This is a genomic window from Streptomyces caelestis, assembly GCF_001279005.1.
GTDB classification, from domain to species: domain Bacteria; phylum Actinomycetota; class Actinomycetes; order Streptomycetales; family Streptomycetaceae; genus Streptomyces; species Streptomyces heliomycini.
This window is the reverse complement of the sequence record NZ_LGCN01000240.1, coordinates 70,652-89,762: the sequence shown is the minus strand read 5'-3', so window position 1 is coordinate 89,762 and position 19,111 is coordinate 70,652. Positions and strand designations below refer to the sequence as shown.

The following is a 19,111-nucleotide window of genomic DNA, read 5'->3' as shown; positions in this document are numbered from 1 at the left end:
ATGCACATACACCACGCTGCTTTCGACCCGGGGCGCCCCCGTGTGGGCATCACCGCGGTGGCCTCCTGCCTCCCCGAACGCGAAGTGACGTCACGGCAGCTCCAGGAACAGATCACCGCGGCCTCAGGGCTGCCCCTGCCGGCGCGTATCCTCGAACGGGTCACCGGCATCACCTCACGCCGGGCGGCCGCGCAGGGCGAGTACGCCTCGACGCTCGCGGTGCGCGCCGCCCGCACCGCACTGGACAAGGCCGCTCTCACCCCTTACGACGTGGACCTGCTGGTGTTCGCCTCCGCCACCCGGGACGTGGCCGAACCGGCGACCGCGCACATCGTCCAAGCCGAACTCGGCTCCCGGGCACACGCGCTGGACGTGACCAACGCGTGCAACAGCTTCGTCAACGGCATCGACACGGCACGGGCGATGATTCTCGCCGGCCGTGCCCGCCGCGCCCTGGTCGTCACCGGGGAGACCCCCAGCCGTGCGGTCCGCCACGCCCCGTCCGGCCCCGACCAGCTACGGGACGGCTTCGCCGGATACACCTTCGGCGACGCCGGGGCCGCGGTCGTCCTGGAGCCGGTGGAGCAAGGCGGCATCCTCGACGTGGACACCGAGACACACTCCGGGCACTGGTCGGTCGGGGGCATCTTCGGCGGCGGTTCGCGTCACCCCCGCGGGGACGAGCACACCTACTTCCACGGTGACGGCAGCGAGCTGCGCGAGGTGTTCGAGAAGGTCGGCACATCGGTGCTCGACCGGATGCGGCAACGCACCGAACTGGCGTGGGACGACTTCCGGCACATCCTGGTGCACCAGGTCACCGTGCCGTACCTGGAGCGGTTCGTCGAACTCACCGGCGTCCCCCGGGACCGGCTCGTCGTCACCGTGCCCGAGCTCGGGAACATGGCCAGCGCCACCCTCGGCGTCCAGCTCGACCGCGTCCACGAGCGGCTGCACCCCGGCGACCGGGTCCTGTTCGTCGGCCTGGGCGGCGGCGTCAGCATCATGACGATGGTCTGGGAGAAGACATGAGCACCCTGTGGGTGGTGGTGCCCGCGCACCAGGAGGCCGCACGCATCGGCGCCACGCTGAACGCACTCGCGGCCCAGCACGACCGCGACTTCACTCTCGTCGTCGTGGACAACGCCTCCACCGACGGCACCGCCGCCCTCGCCCACGACTTCGCCCGCTGGGCGCCCTTCCCCGTCCACGTCCTCAGCGAGCCGGACAAGGGCGTGGGCTGCGCGGTGGACACCGGCTTCCGGTACGCGATCGAGCACGGGGCGACCTGGCTGGCCCGCACCGATGCCGACTGCCTGCCGCACCCGGGCTGGACAGCCGGCGCCCGCGGCGCCCTGCGGCGCGGCGCGGGCCTGGTCTGCGGGCGCGTCGACGCACGCCGCGACGAGCACGGGCCGCTGGGACGGGCCGCCTTCCGCCTGCTGGTCCGCACGGCCGCCCTCTTCGGCCGCATACGCCCCGCCCACCATCGCCGCCACGGCTACCTCACCCCCTACCGGATGCACGCCGGGAACAACATGGCCGTCACGGCCGCACTGTACGAGGCCGTCGGCGGGATGCCACGCCGCCCGTCCCCCACCGACCGGCTCTTCCTGAACCGGGTGCGCCGCCGCACCACCGCCATCGTCCACGCCCCCGGCATGCTCGTGGAGAACTCCACCCGCCGGCTGCGCGCCTACGGCCTTGTCGGCACCGCCCGCTGGTACCTCGACAAGGGCCCGGGCCGCCACGGGGAGGACCCTCGCTGATGCTCGACACCCTCGCCCGTACCCTGCGGCGCCACCCCGGCCGGCCCGCCGTCCTGGGCGCCACCCGCACCGGCGCCGTACGCACCAAGGCCACCTACGGAGACCTGGCCGACCTCGCCGACCGCTACACGGCCGCCCTGCGCGGACGGGGCGTCGCACGCGGCGCCACCGTCGGCGTCGCTGTCCGGCCCGGACCCCGCGCCCTCGCGGTGATGCTCGCCGTGCACCGGCTCGGGGCACGCGCCGCGGTGCTCGACCCCGGCGTCGGAGCGGACGTACTGCGTGCCCGACTCGCCCTGGCACGCCCCGGCATCGTCCTCGCCGACGCCGCCGCCCAGGCCGCCGCCGGATGGGCCCGGCCGCTCGCCCATCGAGCCCGCCTGGCCCTGCCCGACCTCGCCGAGCTGGGACCGGTGGCCACCATCGGACCCCGAGCGCCCGGCTGCGCCCCGGCCCTGGACGCCGACGTCCGAACCGTACCGCTGCCGCCCCCTATGGACGAGGACGGCGACGCGGTCATCGTCTTCACCTCGGGCACCACCGCCCAACCCCGCGCGGTGGTGCACACACGCTCCTCGCTCGCCGCCGGCATGACCACGGTGACCGAGCTGGTACGGCCCGAGCCCGGACGGCCCGTCCTCGGCGGCACCTTCTTCGTCCTCCTGCCGTCCCTCGCGAGCGGCGCGCCGGTGGCCCTGCCCGCCCGCTCGCCGCACGTCCTGGCACGGCAACTGCGCCGCCTCGCGCCGCAGGCCACCTATCTGACGCCGCCACAGCTGCGGCAGCTGCTCGCGAAGGACGGCCGGTTCTGCGGACGGGTGTGGACCGGTTCGGCCCCCGCGAGCGCCGACCTGCTCACCCGCGTCAAGCGCGCGGGCGCCGAGGAGGCGTGGGGCGTCTACGCGCTGACCGAGCTGTTCCCCGCCGCGGCGGTCGAGCAGGCCGACAAGGCCGCCTTCACCGGCGACGGGGACCTGGTCGGCACGCCCCTTCCCGAAGTGGCGGCCAAGACCGACGCCCGCGGGGAACTGCTGCTGTCGGGCCCCGCCGCCCGGGACCGCTACCTGGGCGAAGAGCCCGACCCGTGGGTCGCCACCGGCGACCGGGCACGCTTCGACGGCGGCCGGATCGTACTGGAAGGCCGCTGCAAGGACATGGTCCTGCGGCGCGCCGAGAACATCTACCCGGGACTGTACGAGCCGGCGCTGCACGTACCAGGCGTCGAACTGGCCCTGCTCGTGGGCGTGCCGGCCGGCGACGGCGACGAGCGCCTGGTCGCCGTCGTCCAGCCGGGCGGCGGGGCGGACCGCGCCGCGCTGCGGGCAGCCCTGCACGGACCGCTGGAGCGCATGGGCACCGCCCGGCCGGACGCGGTGCTGTTCGCCGACATCCCGGTGTCCGGCCGCTCCCGCAAGCCCGACCGTGCCGAGACCGCGCGCCTCGCCGCCCGGCGCCTCGCCGAACGGAGCCGGGGATGACCGCCCCCGCCGCGCTCGCCTCCCGGAGCGACACCGGCGTCGCGCGCACCGTCGTCGACAACGCCCCCACCGACGCGACCGCCGCCCTCGCACGCCACCGCGCCGCCACCGCGCCCTTCCCCGCACACCTCGTCCGCGAGGAGAAGCGGAACACCGGCGCCGCCGACACCGGCTTCCGGTACGCCCTCACACACGGCCCCCGACGGCTCGTGCGCACGGCCGACTGCCTGCCCGTCGCCGACCGGACCGCTCAGACGCGCGCAGAGCTCGCGCGAGGAACGCAGACGGCCCGCGGCCGCGGCCTGCCACGCCGGGACGAGCAGCCCTCACCCGCCGAGCGGCACCTGTTCCCGACGGCCCCCGGGACGATCGCACCGCACGGGCACCACCGCACCGGACACCCGCGCCACCGCACACCCCACATGCTGCGCCACGGCCACCCCCTCGCCCTCGCGGCCGCGCCCCACCCGCGCTGCGGCGGCACACCCCACACCCCGATGGAGGGACCGCCCGAGGACATCGTCCTCTTCCCCCGGACGCATGAGCACAACGACCGCGACACCCGTGCCGAGCCGATGGCGGCCCGCACCGGCCCGCGCCGCCTACGGACCCGGGACGCCCACCGGACCCTCCCGCAGTACGGGGACCACCGCTGCCGGCCCACCGACCCCAAACAGGTACACGCCAGATGAGCACATCTCCCGCCACCCCCACCGCATCCACACTCCGCGCCGCCCGGCGCCGCGACCGGCGCGTGTACACCCGCTCCCACCCCGTGCTGTTCGCCCTCCTCGCCGCCGCCCGCCGCCGCACGGTCACCCGCATCGGCCGCACGGTGCTGGTGCACGGCGCCACCCCCTACCGACAGGCCCTCACCCAGGTCCCGCTGAACCGCACCGCCACCGGCACCACCGGCGGCGCCGCCCGACAACTGTCCGAGGGCGGCACGCTGTTCGACCAGGAAGGCGCCGAGCACCGCGCCACCCGACGCGCCATCGCCGACGAACTCGGCACCGCCGGAGTGGAGCGACTGCGCCCGGTGTGGCAGAACGTCCTGGACCGCCGCCTCGCCCCGCTCCGCGCGGGCCGCGACGTCGACCTCGTACCGCTGGCCCGTGAACTGGCCGGAGCCACCGTGTGCGTGCTGCTGGGCACGAGCGGCGACCCGCAGGACATCGCCGCGGCGGCAGCCGAGGCGGCGGCCGCCGCCGTACGCGACCACCTGCCCGGTCCCCGGCGACCGGGCAGCGCACGCACGGCCGCCGGAGCGACGGCACGACTGGAGGCACTGCTCACCCCGGCATCCGGCGAAACCACCCGACCGGCCCTGCGGGCCATGCTCGCGCTCGCCGCCGTCAACACCACCGTCGCCGCCCTCCCGCGCGCCGCCGCCTGGTGCGCCGACGCGGGCCTCTGGGAGCAGGCGGCCGACGACCGACTGCGCCCGGCCCTGGTGGGCGAACTACTGCGAGTGACCGCCCCCTCCCCGCTGCTGCCCCGAGTGGCGGGGGCCGACGCGGAGCTGGACCGCTGCCCGGTACGAGCCGGGGACCGCCTGCTCCTGGTGGCACGGCACGCCGCACGGGCCCATGACCAACCACCGAACGCCCGGCACCCCGCTCCACCCGCCGTGGCCCAGCTCGTCTTCGGCGCCGGCCCCCACGCCTGCCCCGGCGCACGCCTGGCCCGTACCCAGCTCGACGACGTCCTCGCCGCACTCGCCCCCCACCGCCCTGCCATCCTGCGCGCCCGCGTGGACCGGCGCGCGGCCCTGCCCACCTGGCGCTCCCTCACCATCCGGGCGACCGACGCCCGCCGAACCGCGGAAAACCGATGACCACCATCGCCGTCACCGGCGCGAGCGGCTTCTGCGGCTCGCACATCGCCACCACAGCCGCCGCCCGCGGCGCCGACGTCCTGTGCGTCGGCAGACGCCCCGGCCCGGTCGGCCGGCACACCCCCTGGGACGCCACCCGCCAGGTGCCGGACCTGTCCGGCGCCGACCTCGTCGTGCACTGCGCGGCGGCCGTCGGCGACCCCGCGCCCGGCTCCACGGCGGAGGCCACCATGCACGCCGTCAACGTCGACGGCACGGCACGGCTGCTGCAGGCGGCCGCCGGCCGGCCGGTGGTGTGGGTGAGCAGCGCCAGCGTCTACGCGCCCATCCCCGGGCGAGCCCGCATCACCGAGGACCATCCGGTGCGCGGACACCTGAACGCATACGGCCGCACCAAAGCCGCCGGTGAAGCACTGGCACTCGCCGCGGGCGCCGTCGTACTGCGACCGCGGGCCGTCTACGGAGCGGGGGACCCGCACCTGGCGCCCCGGCTGCTCTCCCGCGTCCGCCACGGCCTGCTCATGCTGCCAGGACCCAGCGTCCGCCTCAGCCTGACCGCCGTCGAGAACCTCACCGACGCCTGCCTCACAGCCGCCGACTGGCCGCCGGGCGCCTACAACATCGCCGACCCGACGCCCTACGACCGGGACGAAGCGATCCGGACGGTCCTGCGCGCCCACGGCGTACGGACACGCATCGGCCACATCCCGCTGCCCGCGGCCCGGGCCGCGGCAGCCGCCGCCCGGACGCCGGCCCGACTGCGCCCGCGCGCGGAGCCGCCGCTCACCCGCTACGCCGTGGACCAACTGGCGCACTCCGTGGTCCTGGACGTGTCCAAAGCCCAGTCCCGAGGATGGACAGCCGGCCGCACCCTCAAGGACTACGAAACCGCCCTCCTGAGCGGACGAACGACCACAGCACGACCGGCCCGCTGACCAAGACACAGACAGCGAAACCGCGCACCTCGCGCCGGAACCGAACCGCTCCGGGTCTGATGGAGGCTCTGATGCGCCCCGGGCCCGGTGGAGTCACCTTGTCGGCCGGAAGATGCTCCAGACACTCAAGGAGGCTTCCGTACCCCGTAGTCACCCGGCCGAGTTCCGGCACGAGGTCCTCGCTCCCGTCGAAGCCGGCCGGCCCGTCCGACGGATTGCCCACGACCTCGGCGCCAGTGAACAGACGATCTACGTCTGACGCCGTCAGCACCTCGCCGACACCGGGCAACTGCCCGGTGTCGGCCGGCGAGGACCAGGCCGAGCCGGTGGCCGCACGACGGCGGATCGCCGAACTGGAGGCGGAACCGGCCGTCCACCGCCGGACAGCCGAGCTCATGGGCGAGGCGGTGCCCCCAGGCCGAGAACGTCGTCCGCGGCCGACGTCCCCGCCGGCTTCTGAAACCCGTGTAGAGTGTCCTTACCGACGCGGGGTGGAGCAGCTCGGTAGCTCGCTGGGCTCATAACCCAGAGGTCGCAGGTTCAAATCCTGTCCCCGCTACGAAAGAGGGGGCCCGGCGTCAGCCGGGCCCCCTCACACGTTCCTCCGCCCAAGCACCGTGCGACCACCTCGCCGACCCTGCCGTCTCCGCCGGATGGCAGCCGCCTGACGACGGATCACAGACCCGGCACGCGCCCCGAACCTCGTACAGCCGTCACCCATGGCCGCCTCGGCGATCCGGAGCCGTCCCTCCTTCGCCGCGCAACGCATGCGGTGCGCATCACGCCCGCATAAGGTCTCCTCAGGCCCGCTCGGACAGCACGGCGGGACTTGGCGGCCCCGAGGCCGCCCCCTGACGAACCCTGTGACGGGACCTGTCCGCCGCACGATCGGCGAAGCGGCGCCCGCGTCGGCTCACTCGTCGATCGACGTACCGAAGCGCGCGTCGGTTCCGGGAGCGCCGAGTGAGCCTCCGCCGTACGACCATGATCCGGTGCTCACCGTCCCGGTCGTGGAGGCGGCGAGCCACCAGACCACCCCGTCGCCGGTGTTCTCGCCGGGTGCCGCGGCCAGCAGCTCGCAGCGGCCGTCGGCGTCCGTGTCGGCGAGCCGGACCTGTCCGCCCCAGCGGTCCCCCTTCTCCGCCGTGCCGGGCACGCCCGCCGAGTTCTGGTCGAAGGACTTCGCGCCCACCGCGGTCAGCCCGGCGGCCGAACCGCGCAGGATCCGCACCCCGCCCGCGTCCGCCACGGCGCCGATGTCCTCGCCGGGCACGCCCACGGCCAGGTCGGCGTAGCCGTCACCGTCGATGTCGGCGAGGGAGACGTCGGCGCCGAAGCCGTCGCCGAGTTCGGCGGTGCCCGGCACACCGGCGGTGTACTGGGTCCACACCTGTGCGGGAGTGCCGAGTTCGTCCACGTTCTCCATGCCGTCTTCGGAGCCCAGGTAGACGCCGGCGGATCCGCCCGTGAGGGGTTCGTTCTCGTCCTCGGGCTTGTCGGGCCTGCCGTAGACCAGGTCGTCGTATCCGTCGTCGTTGATGTCGCCGGACGCCGTGGCGGAGCCGCCGGCGAGGTCGCGGGTGTAGGCCGGCCCGTCCGCGGCACCCATGTACAGGGAGGACCGGGGCCTGTAGTCCTCCTCCAGGCTGCTGCCGGACACGAGCAGGTCCGCGTATCCGTCGCCGTCGTAGTTCCCGGTGGTCAGGGAAACGGGCTGCACCGAGTCGCGGCCGGGGACACCGGCGGTGTCGAGCCGGCCCGTTCCTTCCAGGGAGCCGGCGCCGTAGGTGAACAGGGAGACGCCCCCGCGGTCGGCCACGGCGAGGACGTCGCCCGGTGCGGTTCCGGAGAGCCGGGCGGCGGCGACGGCCAGGCCGAACCGGGCGTCCGCCGCGGGCGCGTCCGACCTCAGGGCGACGCTGCGGGCGGGGGTCAGGCCGGCCGGGGATCCGTAGAGGACCGTCACCCGGCCCGCGTCGCTCATGGAACCCTCGTCCTCGCCCGGCGCGGCGACGATCGCGTCGTCGTAGCCGTCGGCGTCGAGGTCCCCCGTGGCCACGGCGGTGCCGAAGCCGTCACCGGACTCGGCGGAGCCCGGGACCCCCGCGGTCGCCTGACCGAAGACGGCGGTGCGGACCCGGGGGACGCTGGTGGCGGTGCCCATGCCGCTCGCGGCGCCGTACTGGACGGTGACGTAGCCCGCCCCCTTCTTGCCGCCGTCGGTGCCGCCCGGAGCGCCGGTCAGGACGTCGTCGTAACCGTCGCCGTCGAAGTCGCTGTCGCGGTCGTCGGCGTAGGTGCCGCCGGGCGTGCCCGCGAAGGCCGCGGGCGCGGCGGTGAGGGCCACACCGCTCAGCAGCAGGAACGACGCGGCGGCAACCGCCGTGGAACGTCTGTGGGTCATGATCTGCTCCCATGCGCGGGGAAGACGGGTCGCGGTCACAGGTTGGATCCACGGCGCACAGGGAAAGTTGCGGCCTGTCGGCCTTCTGTGACCGAGGGGTGACGCTGATGCCGGGAGACTGCCGCGCGATCGGGCGTGTTCACACCAGGAACGCAGGGAGCCCCGTCGGGGCAGGGTGACCCAATGGGTCCCCTGCCCCGACGGGGCTCGGTCGGCCGGGCGGCGGGTTACCGGCGCCCGGCCGAAGCCGGTGCCGTGCGCGGCGCTCTCCGGCTCAGCCGAAGTTCACGTCGCTGCACCACATGTAGGCCTGGTCGAGGTGCGAGGCCTGCCAGATCACGAACAGGACGTGGTGTCCGGTGTAGCCGGAGGTGTTGACGTTGAACCTGATGTCCTGCGCCGGGGCGTAGCGACCGGTCTGCGTGATGAAGTCGAGGTTGCCCCAGCCCAGGGTCTGGGTCTTGGGGTTGAAGCCCTGCTTGCTCACGTAGACCTTGAAGTAGTCGGCGCCGTGGGACGCCTGGTCGTACAGCTGGACCGTGAAGTTGTTGCTGATGTTGGTCGTCTTCCACTGCCCGGGCTTGTCCAGGCTGGCGTTCCTCGAGAGGTTGTTGCTGCAGAGCGTCCCGTCGGGGGTCCGCGCCTGGAACTGGCCGCCGAGGCCGTCGCGGAGCGCGCTCATCCAGTTCCACATGGTGTCGGAGTTGGCCTGGAACGCCTGATAACACATGGGGTCTTCGGTCTGCATGGCCGGGCTCGTGTGGTTGCTGCCCCACGTCTTCCAGCACTGGTACGCGCGGGAGGCGGGGTTGACGATGGTGCCGTGAGCCTGGGCGGGGGCCGACCAGGCCAATGCGCCGACGACCACGGCGAACACCATGACGAGTGCCTGGAGAGGCCGGCGGAGGGACGACCGTGAACGCCCGGTCAACGGGCTCTGTGTACGCATGTGGGGGGAACTCCTTCCAGTTGCAAGACTGTTATGGGAGCGCTCCCAACGGTACGTCTTCTGAGTGAAATGTCAATGAAATAAACGGAGTTGATCACAGGGATGGGTGGCGAGCCGGGGGTCGGGAGCCGGGACCGTTCCCGGGGCCGGAAAGCGAGGACGTGACCTGGACTGGTGTGCGGGGCGATGCCGGGGAGGAGCGTTCGCGGTATGGCAACGAGACCTGGTTCCGGCGTGAGGGCTGTCCAGTTCCCCGGCACGCGAGATCCCGGGTCCCAAGGGTGCGCTTCCGTACACCAGAATCGGCCCCGCCGGGCAAGTTGCCTGGTGGGAGCTGTGACGGTAGGCGCATCGGGCGGGGAACGCGGCCGATGGCACGCAGCGGGAACGTGCGTACTCCTCGGATCCGAACCGACGGCGCTGGAGCATGGATGCCGTAGCGAGGGAAGCCGCCGGCAACGCGGATCGGTCTCGGCGCGCTCCCGTTCACCTGGGCCGCCGCGGCCCCAAGACGCTCGTGGACCAGGCGCCGGAACACTTCCCGGTGGACCGTCGGCCAGGCCATGGAGAAGAGGCCTCGCTGATCACACCCGGGTCCGTTCCGCGTTGGCCGACACGGCCGTTCCGGACAGGGCTGCCCCGCGGTGAGCGGGCGGCATGGGCTGCGGCTCGGCCGTCGCCGGTTCCCCCACTGATGACGGTTCCCCCGCCGAGCCCTCCGCCCTCACCCACGTAGCGGCCACCGGCTGGACGATCCGTCGGCAGTCCACCGCGAGCACCTCCACGGTCGCCGCCTCGTGCCGGTGCGACACGACAGTGCCCGCGCCAAGGGCCTCTTCGGCCACGGCCGATACCGCCCCGCGCGCCCGCAGCGGGCACTCCCGCCACGTCCGGAGCGGCCAGGGCCTCGACGAGCTCCTCCCGGTCGATCACCCGACGCTCCGACCGCGCTTCGTTCCGCCTGAAGGCGGAGCCCTTCCGTCCGCACCCGGGCAGCCGCCTTCCGCTCCTCCGGCAATCCCAGCCATCGACTGCTTAGGCCAACTCGCCTTTATTGAGACAGAATTGAGGTAATGAACCCTGTCGCGGCGACAGCGGGAACATGCTGACCGAAGAAGCCCAACCGTCGCATCCGGAGGGGCATCGGCTTACCGTGACGCCGCGTCAATTCGCGGTCTTGCGGATCCGGACCAGCAGGGGAGACTGCCTTTACGACCGGGGCCGCCCGGTCCCCGGCAGCACCACGCCAAGCAGGTCGGTCCACCGTCACTCCACCGAGACGAGGTCTCATGAACCGAAAACGAGCCACCGCCAGCGCGGTCGCCGTATCCCTGTTCACCGCCGGCCTCGCCGTCAGCCCGGCGGCGGCCGCCGCCGAGGCGAAGGCCCGTGTCGGAGCCGACTGGGCGACTCAGTCGATCGTCTTCACCGCCGCTGCAGGACAGGCCAACAACCTCAACATATTCTCCATGTACACCAGCGACGGGATCCGGCGGATCGGCTTCGGCGACGTGGTCCCGCTCGAACCGGGCGACCACTGTGCGTACTCCAGGCCCGAGGACACCACCTCCGTCGTCTGCGAACTGCCCGCCGACAGCCCCCGGCCCGACAGGATCGACGTCCTCCTCGGCGACGGCGACGACACGATCGCCGCCTTCACCCCCGGGATCGGCACCGTCAGCGGCGGCCCCGGCGACGACGAACTGCACGCCCACACCGCACGCACGGTGCTGGGCGACGCGGGGAACGACATGGTCATGGGACCCGCAGTCCTGCACGGCGGCGACGGCATGGACCACCTGATGGGTGACAGCGGCAATCAGCAGATGTGGGGCGGCCGGGGCGACGACATGATCGAGGGCCACGGCGGTGACGACATCGTGCACGCCGGCCCCGGCGACGACCACGCCATGGGCGGGGACGGACGCGACATCGTCCTCGGCGGCCCCGGCAACGACACACTGGACGGCGAAGGCGGCGACGACCTCGTCTGCGGTGGCGCCGGAAAGGACGTCCTCGAAGGCGGACCCGGCCGCGACATCGTCCTCCCGTAAGTGCGCCTCCATGCCCGAAGGCCCTGGCCCGCGGCGCGAACAGCGTCGCGGGCGCCGAGCCACCGCCGTCGGCGCCCCTGTACCGTTCGGAAACCCATCGCCGCTGCCCGGAGAGGGCCGGCGCGGCATCACGGTCTGCTGGAACCATGTCCGGGTGATCGTCTCACCGGTGTACCGGGTGGTACGCAGGCTGCTCGCGGTTCCGGCGGTGCTGCCGCGCAGGCAACTCACGAGTCCGGTGAAGGCTCTGGTCCTGTAGCTCGTCAAGCGAGATCCCCGCTGGGGCTGTCGACGGACCCGGGGGGACCGGTCCGGCTCGGACACCCGGTCGGTTCGACGACGGTCCGGGAGATCCTCACCGCAGCGGACCGACGTGGCGCGAGTTCCCGACCGCGCAGGCCGAGGGCACCGCCGCCTGCGACTTCGTCCCCGTCGACCTGGCCGGCCTGCGCCGGGTCCACGCGCTGGTGTTCCTCGAACACCGCACACGCAGGCTGCGCGTCGCCGGGGTGACCGCCCGTCCCACCGGGTCCTGGACGGTGCAACAGGCAAGAAACCCCGCCGTCGAGTTGGGCATTCGGGTGGACTCGCCGCATTTCCTGCTCCGCGACCGGGACGCGAAGTGCACCGAGTCCTTCGATGCGGTCCGGTCTTCGAGGCCGACGACGTCCACATCGTCAGGACCGCACCGTCGGCCCCTCGGACGAACGCGCATCGCGAATAGATCATTGGACCCCTGCGGCGTGAGGCCCCCGACCACCTCTTGATCCGGAACGGGACGCACACGAGGCTTGTCCTCGATTCCTGCGCCCCGACGCAGGTTCCCGCTGATCTTGCCCGAGGTACGGGGAACCGGCGCGCCGCCGAAGTCGGCGAGGCGGCCGGGGACTCGGCACCGAGGATGACGCCCGACCCGGGCATGCCGGTGATCACATCGAAGTGGCGGGGGTCGCGAAACCGAGCCTCGATGAGCTTGTCGAGCTCGGCGACCTGCAGGTGGAGAGTCCTCACCTCCTGCGCCGGCGTGTGCACCGTCCGCGCGGTCGGCCTTTCGCCGGGCAGGCTGGTGTGCCGGCGCCCGGCGTCCGGCGGCCTGGGAGGCCGTCTCCGTGAGCTGGTCGGCGTTGCGAACGCTGCGGTCGCGTAGCCAGGCCGCCGGCCGCCTGGTACCGAGCAGACGCAGGGCGGCCGGGGTCTGGTGGCCGGTCAGCAGGATGAGCGGGCCGGTGTTCGTGAGGTCCAGAACCCGCTCAAGGCCGGGGAGGAGTCCGGGCAGTCGCGCCCACAGCCGGTTGACGGCGCGGGGACGGTCCGCGACCAGGCCCGTTCGCCGACCGGTGAGGATCGGAACCGGCACCGGGGCGACGACGCGGACGCGGGCCCGTGAAAGGGCTGCTGTCGCGCGACGTCCTGTGTATTGTCGTCCAAAGCGCGCATATCGGTCAGGGAACGTGCAGAGGAGCGACCGGTGCCGACTGGTGCTACGCACACACGGCGGTGCGCGCTGCGCTTGCTCGTCCGCGAGGTGCGGGACGGTCTGCACGGCAGACAGGTGGCCTTGGTGGCAGCGGGCATCTCCTTCTTCGGGATGGTCTCCGTCGTTCCCCTGGCGCTGGTGCTGCTCCGACTGTGCGCGGCCGCGCTCGGCGGGGACGACACCCGGCGGGCCGTGGCGCGGATCGCGGACGCGCTTCCGTACGGGCACGGAGTGCAGGCAGGACTGCGGACCCTGGCCGAGGCGGTGGTCCAGTTGTCCTGGCCTGCTCTCGCCATCGCGCTGGTGCCCGCCACCCTGTACGGAGAAGGGCTGCGACGAGGCTTCCTGCACGTGTCCCCGGTCGCGGCGGAGGACGACACGTTCACCGGCTGGCGGGGCAGGCTGGGACTGGTGCCCGCACTGATGGCGGCCCCGCTTCTCATGGGCGCCGCCTTGTACGCCGGTCCGGCGCTGGCCCGACTGGCCGACGCCGGAGGCTGGCGCCCTGCGGTGTCCGCCCTCCTCGCCTTCCACCTGCTGTGGCTCCTGCTCTCCACGGAGGTGCTCCTGGTCTTCCGGTTCGTCGGCGTCGGTGTCGCCGGCTCCCGGGCGACGGTCCTGGCCGCGTTCGTGACGGGGGCGTTCTTGTGCGGTTTCCTCTGCGGCTTCGTGGTGTTCCTGGCCGTCCCGGTCGACTGGAGCGTGCCGTTCGGCGGACTCGTCGTCCCCGGTGTCACCGTGGCGCTGGGCCTGTGGCTGTACCTGCTGCACGCGGTCCTGCTCGTCGGCTACCGGCTGATGCTCTGTCTGGACAGCCGCGCGGGCCCCCTTCTCGCGATGCCCCGTCCTTTCCGGAGAAGCCGTACTCCGGGCGATCACCTGGCCGGCGATCCCGCCACCCGGCCGGGGTCCGGAACGACCGGGGCCGCAGGAGCGCGCTCCCACGGCCGCAGGAGGGTGTTCACCGGCCCCGGGGCGCACGACCGCGCCGACGCCCTGGCACGGTGGGCCGAGCTCCACGGAGGGTACGAACCCTCCGGCGGCGTTCTGGTCCCGACGTGGGTGGCGCTGGTCCAGCGCTGCGCCCGCGCACGTCCGCTTCGCGCCGTGCCGCCCGATCTCCTCTCGCTGGCCGGTCCCCTCACGGTTGCCGCCGCCGTGGGACCGGCGGCCGCGGGAGGCCCGTGGCCGTTGGCCTCCTGCGCGCTCGTCGTCCTGTCCGGCCTGTTCGACGGGCTGGACGGCGCGGTCGCCGCGGTCACCGGCCGGGCCCGCCCTCTGGGCGCCGTGGTGGACGCTCTGGCCGACCGGGTGGCGGACCTCCTGCTCGTCGTGATCCTGTACGTCCTGGGGGCGCCGGCCCCTTGGTGCCTGGCGGCCGCTTTTCTGGCTCAGCTGCACGAGTACGCGCGGGCCCGGGCCAACGCGGCGGGAATGCGCGGAATCGGGGCGCTGAGCGTCGCCGAACGGCCGCTGCGGGTGGTGCTGTGCGCGGTCGCGTGCCTGGGAAGCGGTCTGCTGTCCGAAGGCACGCCGGGGACGGGATGGGACTGGGCGACGGTGTGCGCGGTGTGCTGGACGGTGGCCGGAGCCGTCGGCTTCCTGCACCTGGCGGCCGGGGTGGCGCGGACGCTGAAGTAAGGGTCCCGCGGAATCAGGCGTCACCGATCTGCGCTGCGACGATTTCAGCCGACAGCGCCACCAGCGGAAGGCCGCCGCCGGGATGGGCGGATCCGCCGACGAGGAAGAGCCCGGGGACGGGGGAGCGATTGGCCGGCCGGAGAAAAGCGGCGCGGATGCCGTTGGACGAGGTGCCGTAGATGGCTCCGCCCGGGCTTCCGGTGGCGTGTTCCAGATCGAAGGGGGTGCGGGCCTCGTACCACAGCAGGCGCCGGCGCACGTCCGTGCCGCGGTCGGCCATGATGTCCAGGATCCGCTCGGCGTAGGACTCCTTGAGCCCTGGGACGGTCCAGTCGACGGTGCCGGGCGCCCCCCTCGGTGAGTGCCGGGGGGCATTGACCAGGACGAACCACGCCTCATGCGCGTCATCGGGACGCAGCGCGGCGTCGTCCGGAGAGCTGATGTACACCGTCGGGTCGGCGGCGGGACGGGCCGGAGCGCCGAAAACGGCGTCGAACTCCGCGTCGTAGTCCGCCGGAAACAGCACCCGATGGTGCGGTGCCCGGCGATCCCGCCCGCGCAGCGCGAGCAGGAGAACGAACCCGGCCAACGAGGACTGAGCACGTGCGAGGGCGGTCAGAGGCCGGTGTCCGCGCCGGTCCGCTGCCAGGCGTCCGTAAAGGACCGCGGCGTCGACGCCGGAGACGACGACGTCCGCCGCTGCCGTGCCGCCGTCGGCCAGGCGGACACCGGTGACGCCCCGGCCCGAGGTGTCCACCGCGGTGATCCCGCAGCCGTAGCGGAACAGCACCCCCAGGTCGACGCAACGCTGCTCCACGGCCTCGGCCAGCAGGCGGAGGCCACCGGGCACGTACCAGGTGCCGTAGCGCTGCTCCACGTACGGGACCACCGCCATGACACCGGGCGCGCGCCGGGGATCGGAGCCGCTGTACGTGGCGTAGCGCTCCAGCCACATGCGCAGCCGGGGATCACGCAGGTACCGTCGGCCGGTGCCCCGCAGGGTGCGCCAGGGAGCGACAGCCGCCAGATCGCGGGGACGGGCCGAGCGGCGCAGCAGTCCCGCCGGACCGCCGAGCGGACGCCGCAGTACGTCCTCGCCCACCAACCGCCACAGCTCGCCGGAGGCCGCGTGCAGCCGGGCCCACTGAGCTCCGGCCCCCTCGCCCAGCGCCTCGTCCAGCGCACCGGGCACCAGGCACGGGTCACCGGGCATCGCCAGCCGGGTCCCGTCGGCGAACCGGTAGCTGCAGGCCGGCTCCACCGGTCTCAGCGGTACGCAGCGCTCCAAGGGAGCGCCGGTGTCCGCGAACAGCCGGTGATAGACCTCGGGCATGGTCAGCAGCGACGGCCCGGTGTCGAAGGCGAAACCGTCTCGGCGCACGGTGCCGAGCTTGCCTCCGCACACGGCCGCTCGCTCGTACACGGTGACGTGGTGCCCCTGACGGGCGAGCCGGGCGGCAACCGCCAGCCCGCCCATGCCGGCACCGATCACGGCGACGCGGGCCACCTCAGTGCCACCCCCGCAGCGGCCTGCCCTTCCACGTCAACGTGGAACGGCGGTGACCGAGCCAGGACCGCGCCGTCAGCGCCACCAGCAGTCCCACGGACACCGGGTGAGCCAGCGCGTCCGGCCAGCACCGCCCACCCGTGCGCCGCGCGGTCAGCGTCCGTCCCGTCACGGCCGCGACGTATCCGGCCGCTCCCCAGCGCGATCCCCGCAGTGCTGCCAACGGGGGCACCACGTAGGCCCAGACGAGGAGGGCGCACACCGCCGCCGCGCCACCGCCGGACCCGAACGCCGTCCACAAGGACTTGCCGTACCCCTCACGCAGGTCGCGCCAGCCGTCGTACATCCGGCACCTCGCGATCCGGCTGCCGTCCACGATCCCGCCCTGACCGCCGGCCCGCTTCAGAGCCCGGATGAGTGCCATGTCCTCGAGGACCTCGTCCGTGACCGCGGCGAAGCCGCCGCATCCGTACAGGGCGGTGGCGTCCACGACGAGGAACTGGCCGTTCGCCGCGGACAGCGCCGGCCGCGGTGAGGCCTCCGCCCTCCGCAACGGCAGCGCCGTGAGCCACGACCACTGCAGCAGTGGCTGGACGAGCCGGTTGGCGGGTCCCTCGGCGGCCTGGCGGGGAAAGGGGGAGACCAGGTCGAGCCCGGTCGAACGCAACAGCGCCACCGATGACGCCACCGCATGCGACGCGAGCACCACGTCCGCGTCCACGAAGACCAGCACGCTGCCCCGCGCGAGCGACGCGAGCTGGTGGCAGGCATGGGCCTTGCCCGGAGAACCCGGCTTCGGCGCCGTGCCGCGCACGACCCGGGCGTGCCGGTACGGTCCGCACAGGCGACGGACCACGTCACCGGTGTCGTCGGTGGACTGGTCGTCGAGCACGATGACCTCTGCCCGGGGCAGGTGTTCTTGCGCCAGCAGCGACCGCAGCGCGGGACCGACCCGTCCGGCCTCATTGCGCACCGGCATCAGAAGGGACACGTACTCGGTCACCGGCGGCGGATCCGGCGGCGGGATCCGCAGGGCCGTGCTGTTCCAGGCGCTGTGCGCGGTACCGGCGGCCGCCAGCACCGTTCCCGCCGCGACCATCGTCCGCACGGGACGGAACCGGTTCACCCTCGTCTCCCGACGGCACCCGTCATCCGCACGGCCAGCGGCACGGCGACGAGGCCCATCAGGGTTCCGCCCACCAGTGCCACCTGCGGGCGGCCGAAGAACACCAGGCAGGCCGTCACCGAGGAGGCGTAGGTCCACAGATACAGCATGAGGGCCGGGCCGTCGTGCCCGCCGCTCCCGGCGGATCGTCGCACCGAGCGCCCGGAGGCGACGTCCATGGCGGCGACCATGACCACGGACACGGCCACCCACCCGGCGAAGTTGGTCAGCGGCACGCCCTCCACGCCGGGAAGCGCCGGGTGGGGGTCCGACCAGATCCAGTGACCGGCATCAACCATCTGCGGGTCGAGGAAGACGTCCCAGGAGGCCAGCGCCCACCCGCCGATCACCGCCGTCCGCACCCGGGCCGGACGCGTCCGGGCGCGCCTTCGGCCCCCGGCCAGTACGCGCCCGGCCTCCAGCGCGGGCCAGGCCATCATGACCCAGGCGAGAGGCACCACCACCGGCACCCCCGCCACGCTCGGCCCCAAAGAGCCCGTGTAGTGGTAGGCGCCGAACGGGAAACCCGTACGCACCCCCACGGCTTCCACCGCCAGGCCCCCCAGCCCTGCCCCCACGAACAGCGCCAAGGGGCCCCGCACACCGTGCCGCAGCGCGGCGGCCGCGAGGGACGCCAGGCAGAAGACCACCACGCCGACGGCGGTGAGCACGTCGCGCCGCGGACCGGACACGAGCGGGTAAGGAATCTGGCACAGCACGGCGGCCACAGCCAGTGACCAGGCCGCCCGCCGATCACCCCCGAGCCCGCGGTGCAGCCCCGGCCGTTCCTGTACCTGAACCATGCCGTGAGCATAGGAAAACGACCTGGTGCCCCGCCGAAGCGGCGGGAACGGCACCAGAAGCTTCACCGGTACGGACCACACGGCGGCGCGGTGCCCGCGAACAGTCCTGCCTTCCGCGCCGCAGACCCCAGGACGATCGACGGGCGCTCCGCCCTCGAAGTCATGACCGGGGCAGGAGCGGCGACCGGGGAGCACGCCGTCGACGCCGTGGTGCTCGCCGTGGACGCCCGGGGCCTGCGGCGCCCCGTCGGGGCCTCGCCGCCCCTGGGAGGACGGGAACGGCGACGACGGATCACGCGCCTGCGCAGCGCGCCTCCCTTCCTGGTCTCGCGCCTGTGGCTCGACCGACCGCTGAACACGGACCGGCCCGCCTTCCTGGGCGCCGGTGGACTCGGTCCCCTGGACAACGTCGGCGTGCTCGACCGCTACGAGGACGAGGCACGGGCGTGGGCCCGGCGAAGCGGCGGACGCGTCGTGGAACTGCACGCCTGTGCCCTGCCCACGTCACCGACCCGCGGCAGGTGGGCAACGGCCGGCACGGCAGACGCGACGAATCCATCCGGGGACGGCGAACGCCACGGTGGTCGACGAGGGCCACGAACTCCACGCGGACTGCCCGCTGTTCCCTTCCGGAGGGTTCGGAGACCGCCCTACGGTGACGACGCCGGACCCCTGCCTCGTCCGACGTGACGTGGGGCGGGGGCCGCCTTGCGTTCGTGATCCTGGACGCCACCCTGCCGCCGATCGACCACTGCCGGCCGTGGCATCCGGGAAATGCGAGCGCCACGGCATGAACGTCCAGGACCTGACCGATCCGTTCGGGCGGCTGCCACGGATTCCGCCCGTCCGGCCCCGCTCGAGACACGACCTGACGGCGGCGCCAAGAGGACGGAGCCGTCGACGACCTCGCCGAAGCCGGCGTCACGTGCTGGGCTCATGGGGGACGCCGGCAGTTCCGTCCGCGTGCCTCACACCGCGGCACTGCTCGCCGCGCCGCTGGTCGCGTCGCCCGGCCGTGCGGGGACGAGCACAGCGAACCCGGAAGATGAAGAACGGCTGCAGGGGGTGGCGGCACGGGGAAGGGGGCCGACA

Annotated in this window: 13 protein-coding genes, 1 tRNA gene and 1 pseudogene; 10 read left to right on the top strand and 5 right to left on the bottom strand. The window is 73.5% G+C overall.

Annotated elements, in window-relative coordinates:
* The 7 genes from ADK41_RS32040 to ADK41_RS32010 all read left to right on the top strand — a co-directional run bounded on the left by ADK41_RS32040 (position 1) and on the right by ADK41_RS32010 (position 6,578).
* Positions 1 to 1,032 (top strand): 3-oxoacyl-ACP synthase III family protein, encoded by a 1,032-nt coding sequence (locus ADK41_RS32040; RefSeq protein WP_030823714.1) that lies wholly within the window; start codon positions 1 to 3, stop codon positions 1,030 to 1,032.
* Complete coding sequence (locus ADK41_RS32035) at positions 1,029 to 1,769, top strand: glycosyltransferase family 2 protein (protein WP_030823710.1); 741 nt, start codon at positions 1,029 to 1,031, stop codon at positions 1,767 to 1,769. The genes ADK41_RS32040 and ADK41_RS32035 overlap by 4 nt, the downstream gene beginning before the upstream one ends.
* Entirely contained in the window at positions 1,769 to 3,247 is a 1,479-nt protein-coding gene (locus ADK41_RS32030; protein ID WP_030823707.1) for a class I adenylate-forming enzyme family protein, read from the top strand. Before ADK41_RS32035 ends, ADK41_RS32030 begins: the two co-directional genes overlap by 1 nt.
* On the top strand, positions 3,244 to 3,939 hold the full coding sequence (locus ADK41_RS32025; RefSeq protein ID WP_051843080.1) for a hypothetical protein: 696 nt from the start codon (positions 3,244 to 3,246) through the stop codon (positions 3,937 to 3,939). The genes ADK41_RS32030 and ADK41_RS32025 overlap by 4 nt, the downstream gene beginning before the upstream one ends.
* Positions 3,936 to 5,084 (top strand): cytochrome P450, encoded by a 1,149-nt coding sequence (locus ADK41_RS32020; protein WP_051843079.1) that lies wholly within the window; start codon positions 3,936 to 3,938, stop codon positions 5,082 to 5,084. The genes ADK41_RS32025 and ADK41_RS32020 overlap by 4 nt, the downstream gene beginning before the upstream one ends.
* Positions 5,081 to 6,019 (top strand): NAD-dependent epimerase/dehydratase family protein, encoded by a 939-nt coding sequence (locus ADK41_RS32015; protein WP_030823689.1) that lies wholly within the window; start codon positions 5,081 to 5,083, stop codon positions 6,017 to 6,019. The genes ADK41_RS32020 and ADK41_RS32015 overlap by 4 nt, the downstream gene beginning before the upstream one ends.
* Positions 6,020 to 6,504: 485 nt before the next feature.
* Positions 6,505 to 6,578 (top strand) — tRNA-Met (locus tag ADK41_RS32010).
* Between the two features lie 354 nt (positions 6,579 to 6,932).
* Here ADK41_RS32010 and ADK41_RS32005 read toward each other — a convergent pair.
* Complete coding sequence (locus ADK41_RS32005) at positions 6,933 to 8,423, bottom strand: FG-GAP repeat protein (RefSeq protein WP_030823686.1); 1,491 nt, start codon at positions 8,421 to 8,423, stop codon at positions 6,933 to 6,935.
* Between the two features lie 274 nt (positions 8,424 to 8,697).
* Positions 8,698 to 9,303 carry a lytic polysaccharide monooxygenase auxiliary activity family 9 protein gene (locus tag ADK41_RS32000; RefSeq protein ID WP_030823683.1) on the bottom strand — a complete coding sequence of 202 codons (606 nt, stop codon included), beginning with the start codon at positions 9,301 to 9,303 and terminating at the stop codon, positions 8,698 to 8,700.
* A gap of 1,358 nt (positions 9,304 to 10,661) precedes the next feature.
* Here ADK41_RS32000 and ADK41_RS31990 point away from each other — a divergent pair.
* Positions 10,662 to 11,426: a calcium-binding protein gene (locus ADK41_RS31990; protein WP_030823675.1), complete on the top strand. Its 765-nt coding sequence runs from the start codon at positions 10,662 to 10,664 to the stop codon at positions 11,424 to 11,426.
* Between the two features lie 1,468 nt (positions 11,427 to 12,894).
* Complete coding sequence (locus tag ADK41_RS40180; protein WP_158717659.1) at positions 12,895 to 14,544, top strand: YhjD/YihY/BrkB family envelope integrity protein; 1,650 nt, start codon at positions 12,895 to 12,897, stop codon at positions 14,542 to 14,544.
* A 13-nt stretch (positions 14,545 to 14,557) separates the two neighbouring features.
* On the opposite strand, the gene ADK41_RS31975 is transcribed toward ADK41_RS40180, so the two are convergent.
* From ADK41_RS31975 to ADK41_RS31965, 3 genes are read right to left on the bottom strand one after another with little or no spacing between them, the layout of a single operon-like run.
* Positions 14,558 to 16,051 (bottom strand): phytoene desaturase family protein, encoded by a 1,494-nt coding sequence (locus tag ADK41_RS31975; RefSeq protein ID WP_030823671.1) that lies wholly within the window; start codon positions 16,049 to 16,051, stop codon positions 14,558 to 14,560.
* 1 nt (position 16,052) lies between these two features.
* Entirely contained in the window at positions 16,053 to 17,177 is a 1,125-nt protein-coding gene (locus ADK41_RS31970) for a glycosyltransferase (protein ID WP_199821915.1), read from the bottom strand.
* Complete coding sequence (locus ADK41_RS31965) at positions 17,174 to 18,019, bottom strand: carotenoid biosynthesis protein (protein WP_051843089.1); 846 nt, start codon at positions 18,017 to 18,019, stop codon at positions 17,174 to 17,176. The genes ADK41_RS31970 and ADK41_RS31965 overlap by 4 nt, the downstream gene beginning before the upstream one ends.
* Positions 18,020 to 18,220: 201 nt before the next feature.
* On the opposite strand from ADK41_RS31965, the pseudogene ADK41_RS44395 reads away from it, so the two are divergent.
* Positions 18,221 to 18,701, top strand: a pseudogene (locus ADK41_RS44395) (isorenieratene synthase); the annotation flags it as partial.
* Between the last annotated feature and the right edge of the window lie 410 nt (positions 18,702 to 19,111).

What these genes read in the sequence shown, in the direction of transcription:
- ADK41_RS32025 (WP_051843080.1), top strand. Translation starts at nt 3,244, where the DNA reads ATGACCGCCCCCGCCGCGCTCGCCTCCCGGAGCGACACCGGCGTCGCG.
- ADK41_RS32040 (WP_030823714.1), top strand. Translation starts at nt 1, where the DNA reads ATGCACATACACCACGCTGCTTTCGACCCGGGGCGCCCCCGTGTGGGC.
- ADK41_RS32000 (WP_030823683.1), bottom strand. Translation starts at nt 9,303, where the DNA reads ATGGTGTTCGCCGTGGTCGTCGGCGCATTGGCCTGGTCGGCCCCCGCC.
- ADK41_RS32005 (WP_030823686.1), bottom strand. Translation starts at nt 8,423, where the DNA reads ATGACCCACAGACGTTCCACGGCGGTTGCCGCCGCGTCGTTCCTGCTG.
- ADK41_RS32035 (WP_030823710.1), top strand. Translation starts at nt 1,029, where the DNA reads ATGAGCACCCTGTGGGTGGTGGTGCCCGCGCACCAGGAGGCCGCACGC.
- ADK41_RS32030 (WP_030823707.1), top strand. Translation starts at nt 1,769, where the DNA reads ATGCTCGACACCCTCGCCCGTACCCTGCGGCGCCACCCCGGCCGGCCC.
- ADK41_RS31965 (WP_051843089.1), bottom strand. Translation starts at nt 18,019, where the DNA reads ATGGTTCAGGTACAGGAACGGCCGGGGCTGCACCGCGGGCTCGGGGGT.
- ADK41_RS32015 (WP_030823689.1), top strand. Translation starts at nt 5,081, where the DNA reads ATGACCACCATCGCCGTCACCGGCGCGAGCGGCTTCTGCGGCTCGCAC.
- ADK41_RS31990 (WP_030823675.1), top strand. Translation starts at nt 10,662, where the DNA reads ATGAACCGAAAACGAGCCACCGCCAGCGCGGTCGCCGTATCCCTGTTC.
- ADK41_RS32020 (WP_051843079.1), top strand. Translation starts at nt 3,936, where the DNA reads ATGAGCACATCTCCCGCCACCCCCACCGCATCCACACTCCGCGCCGCC.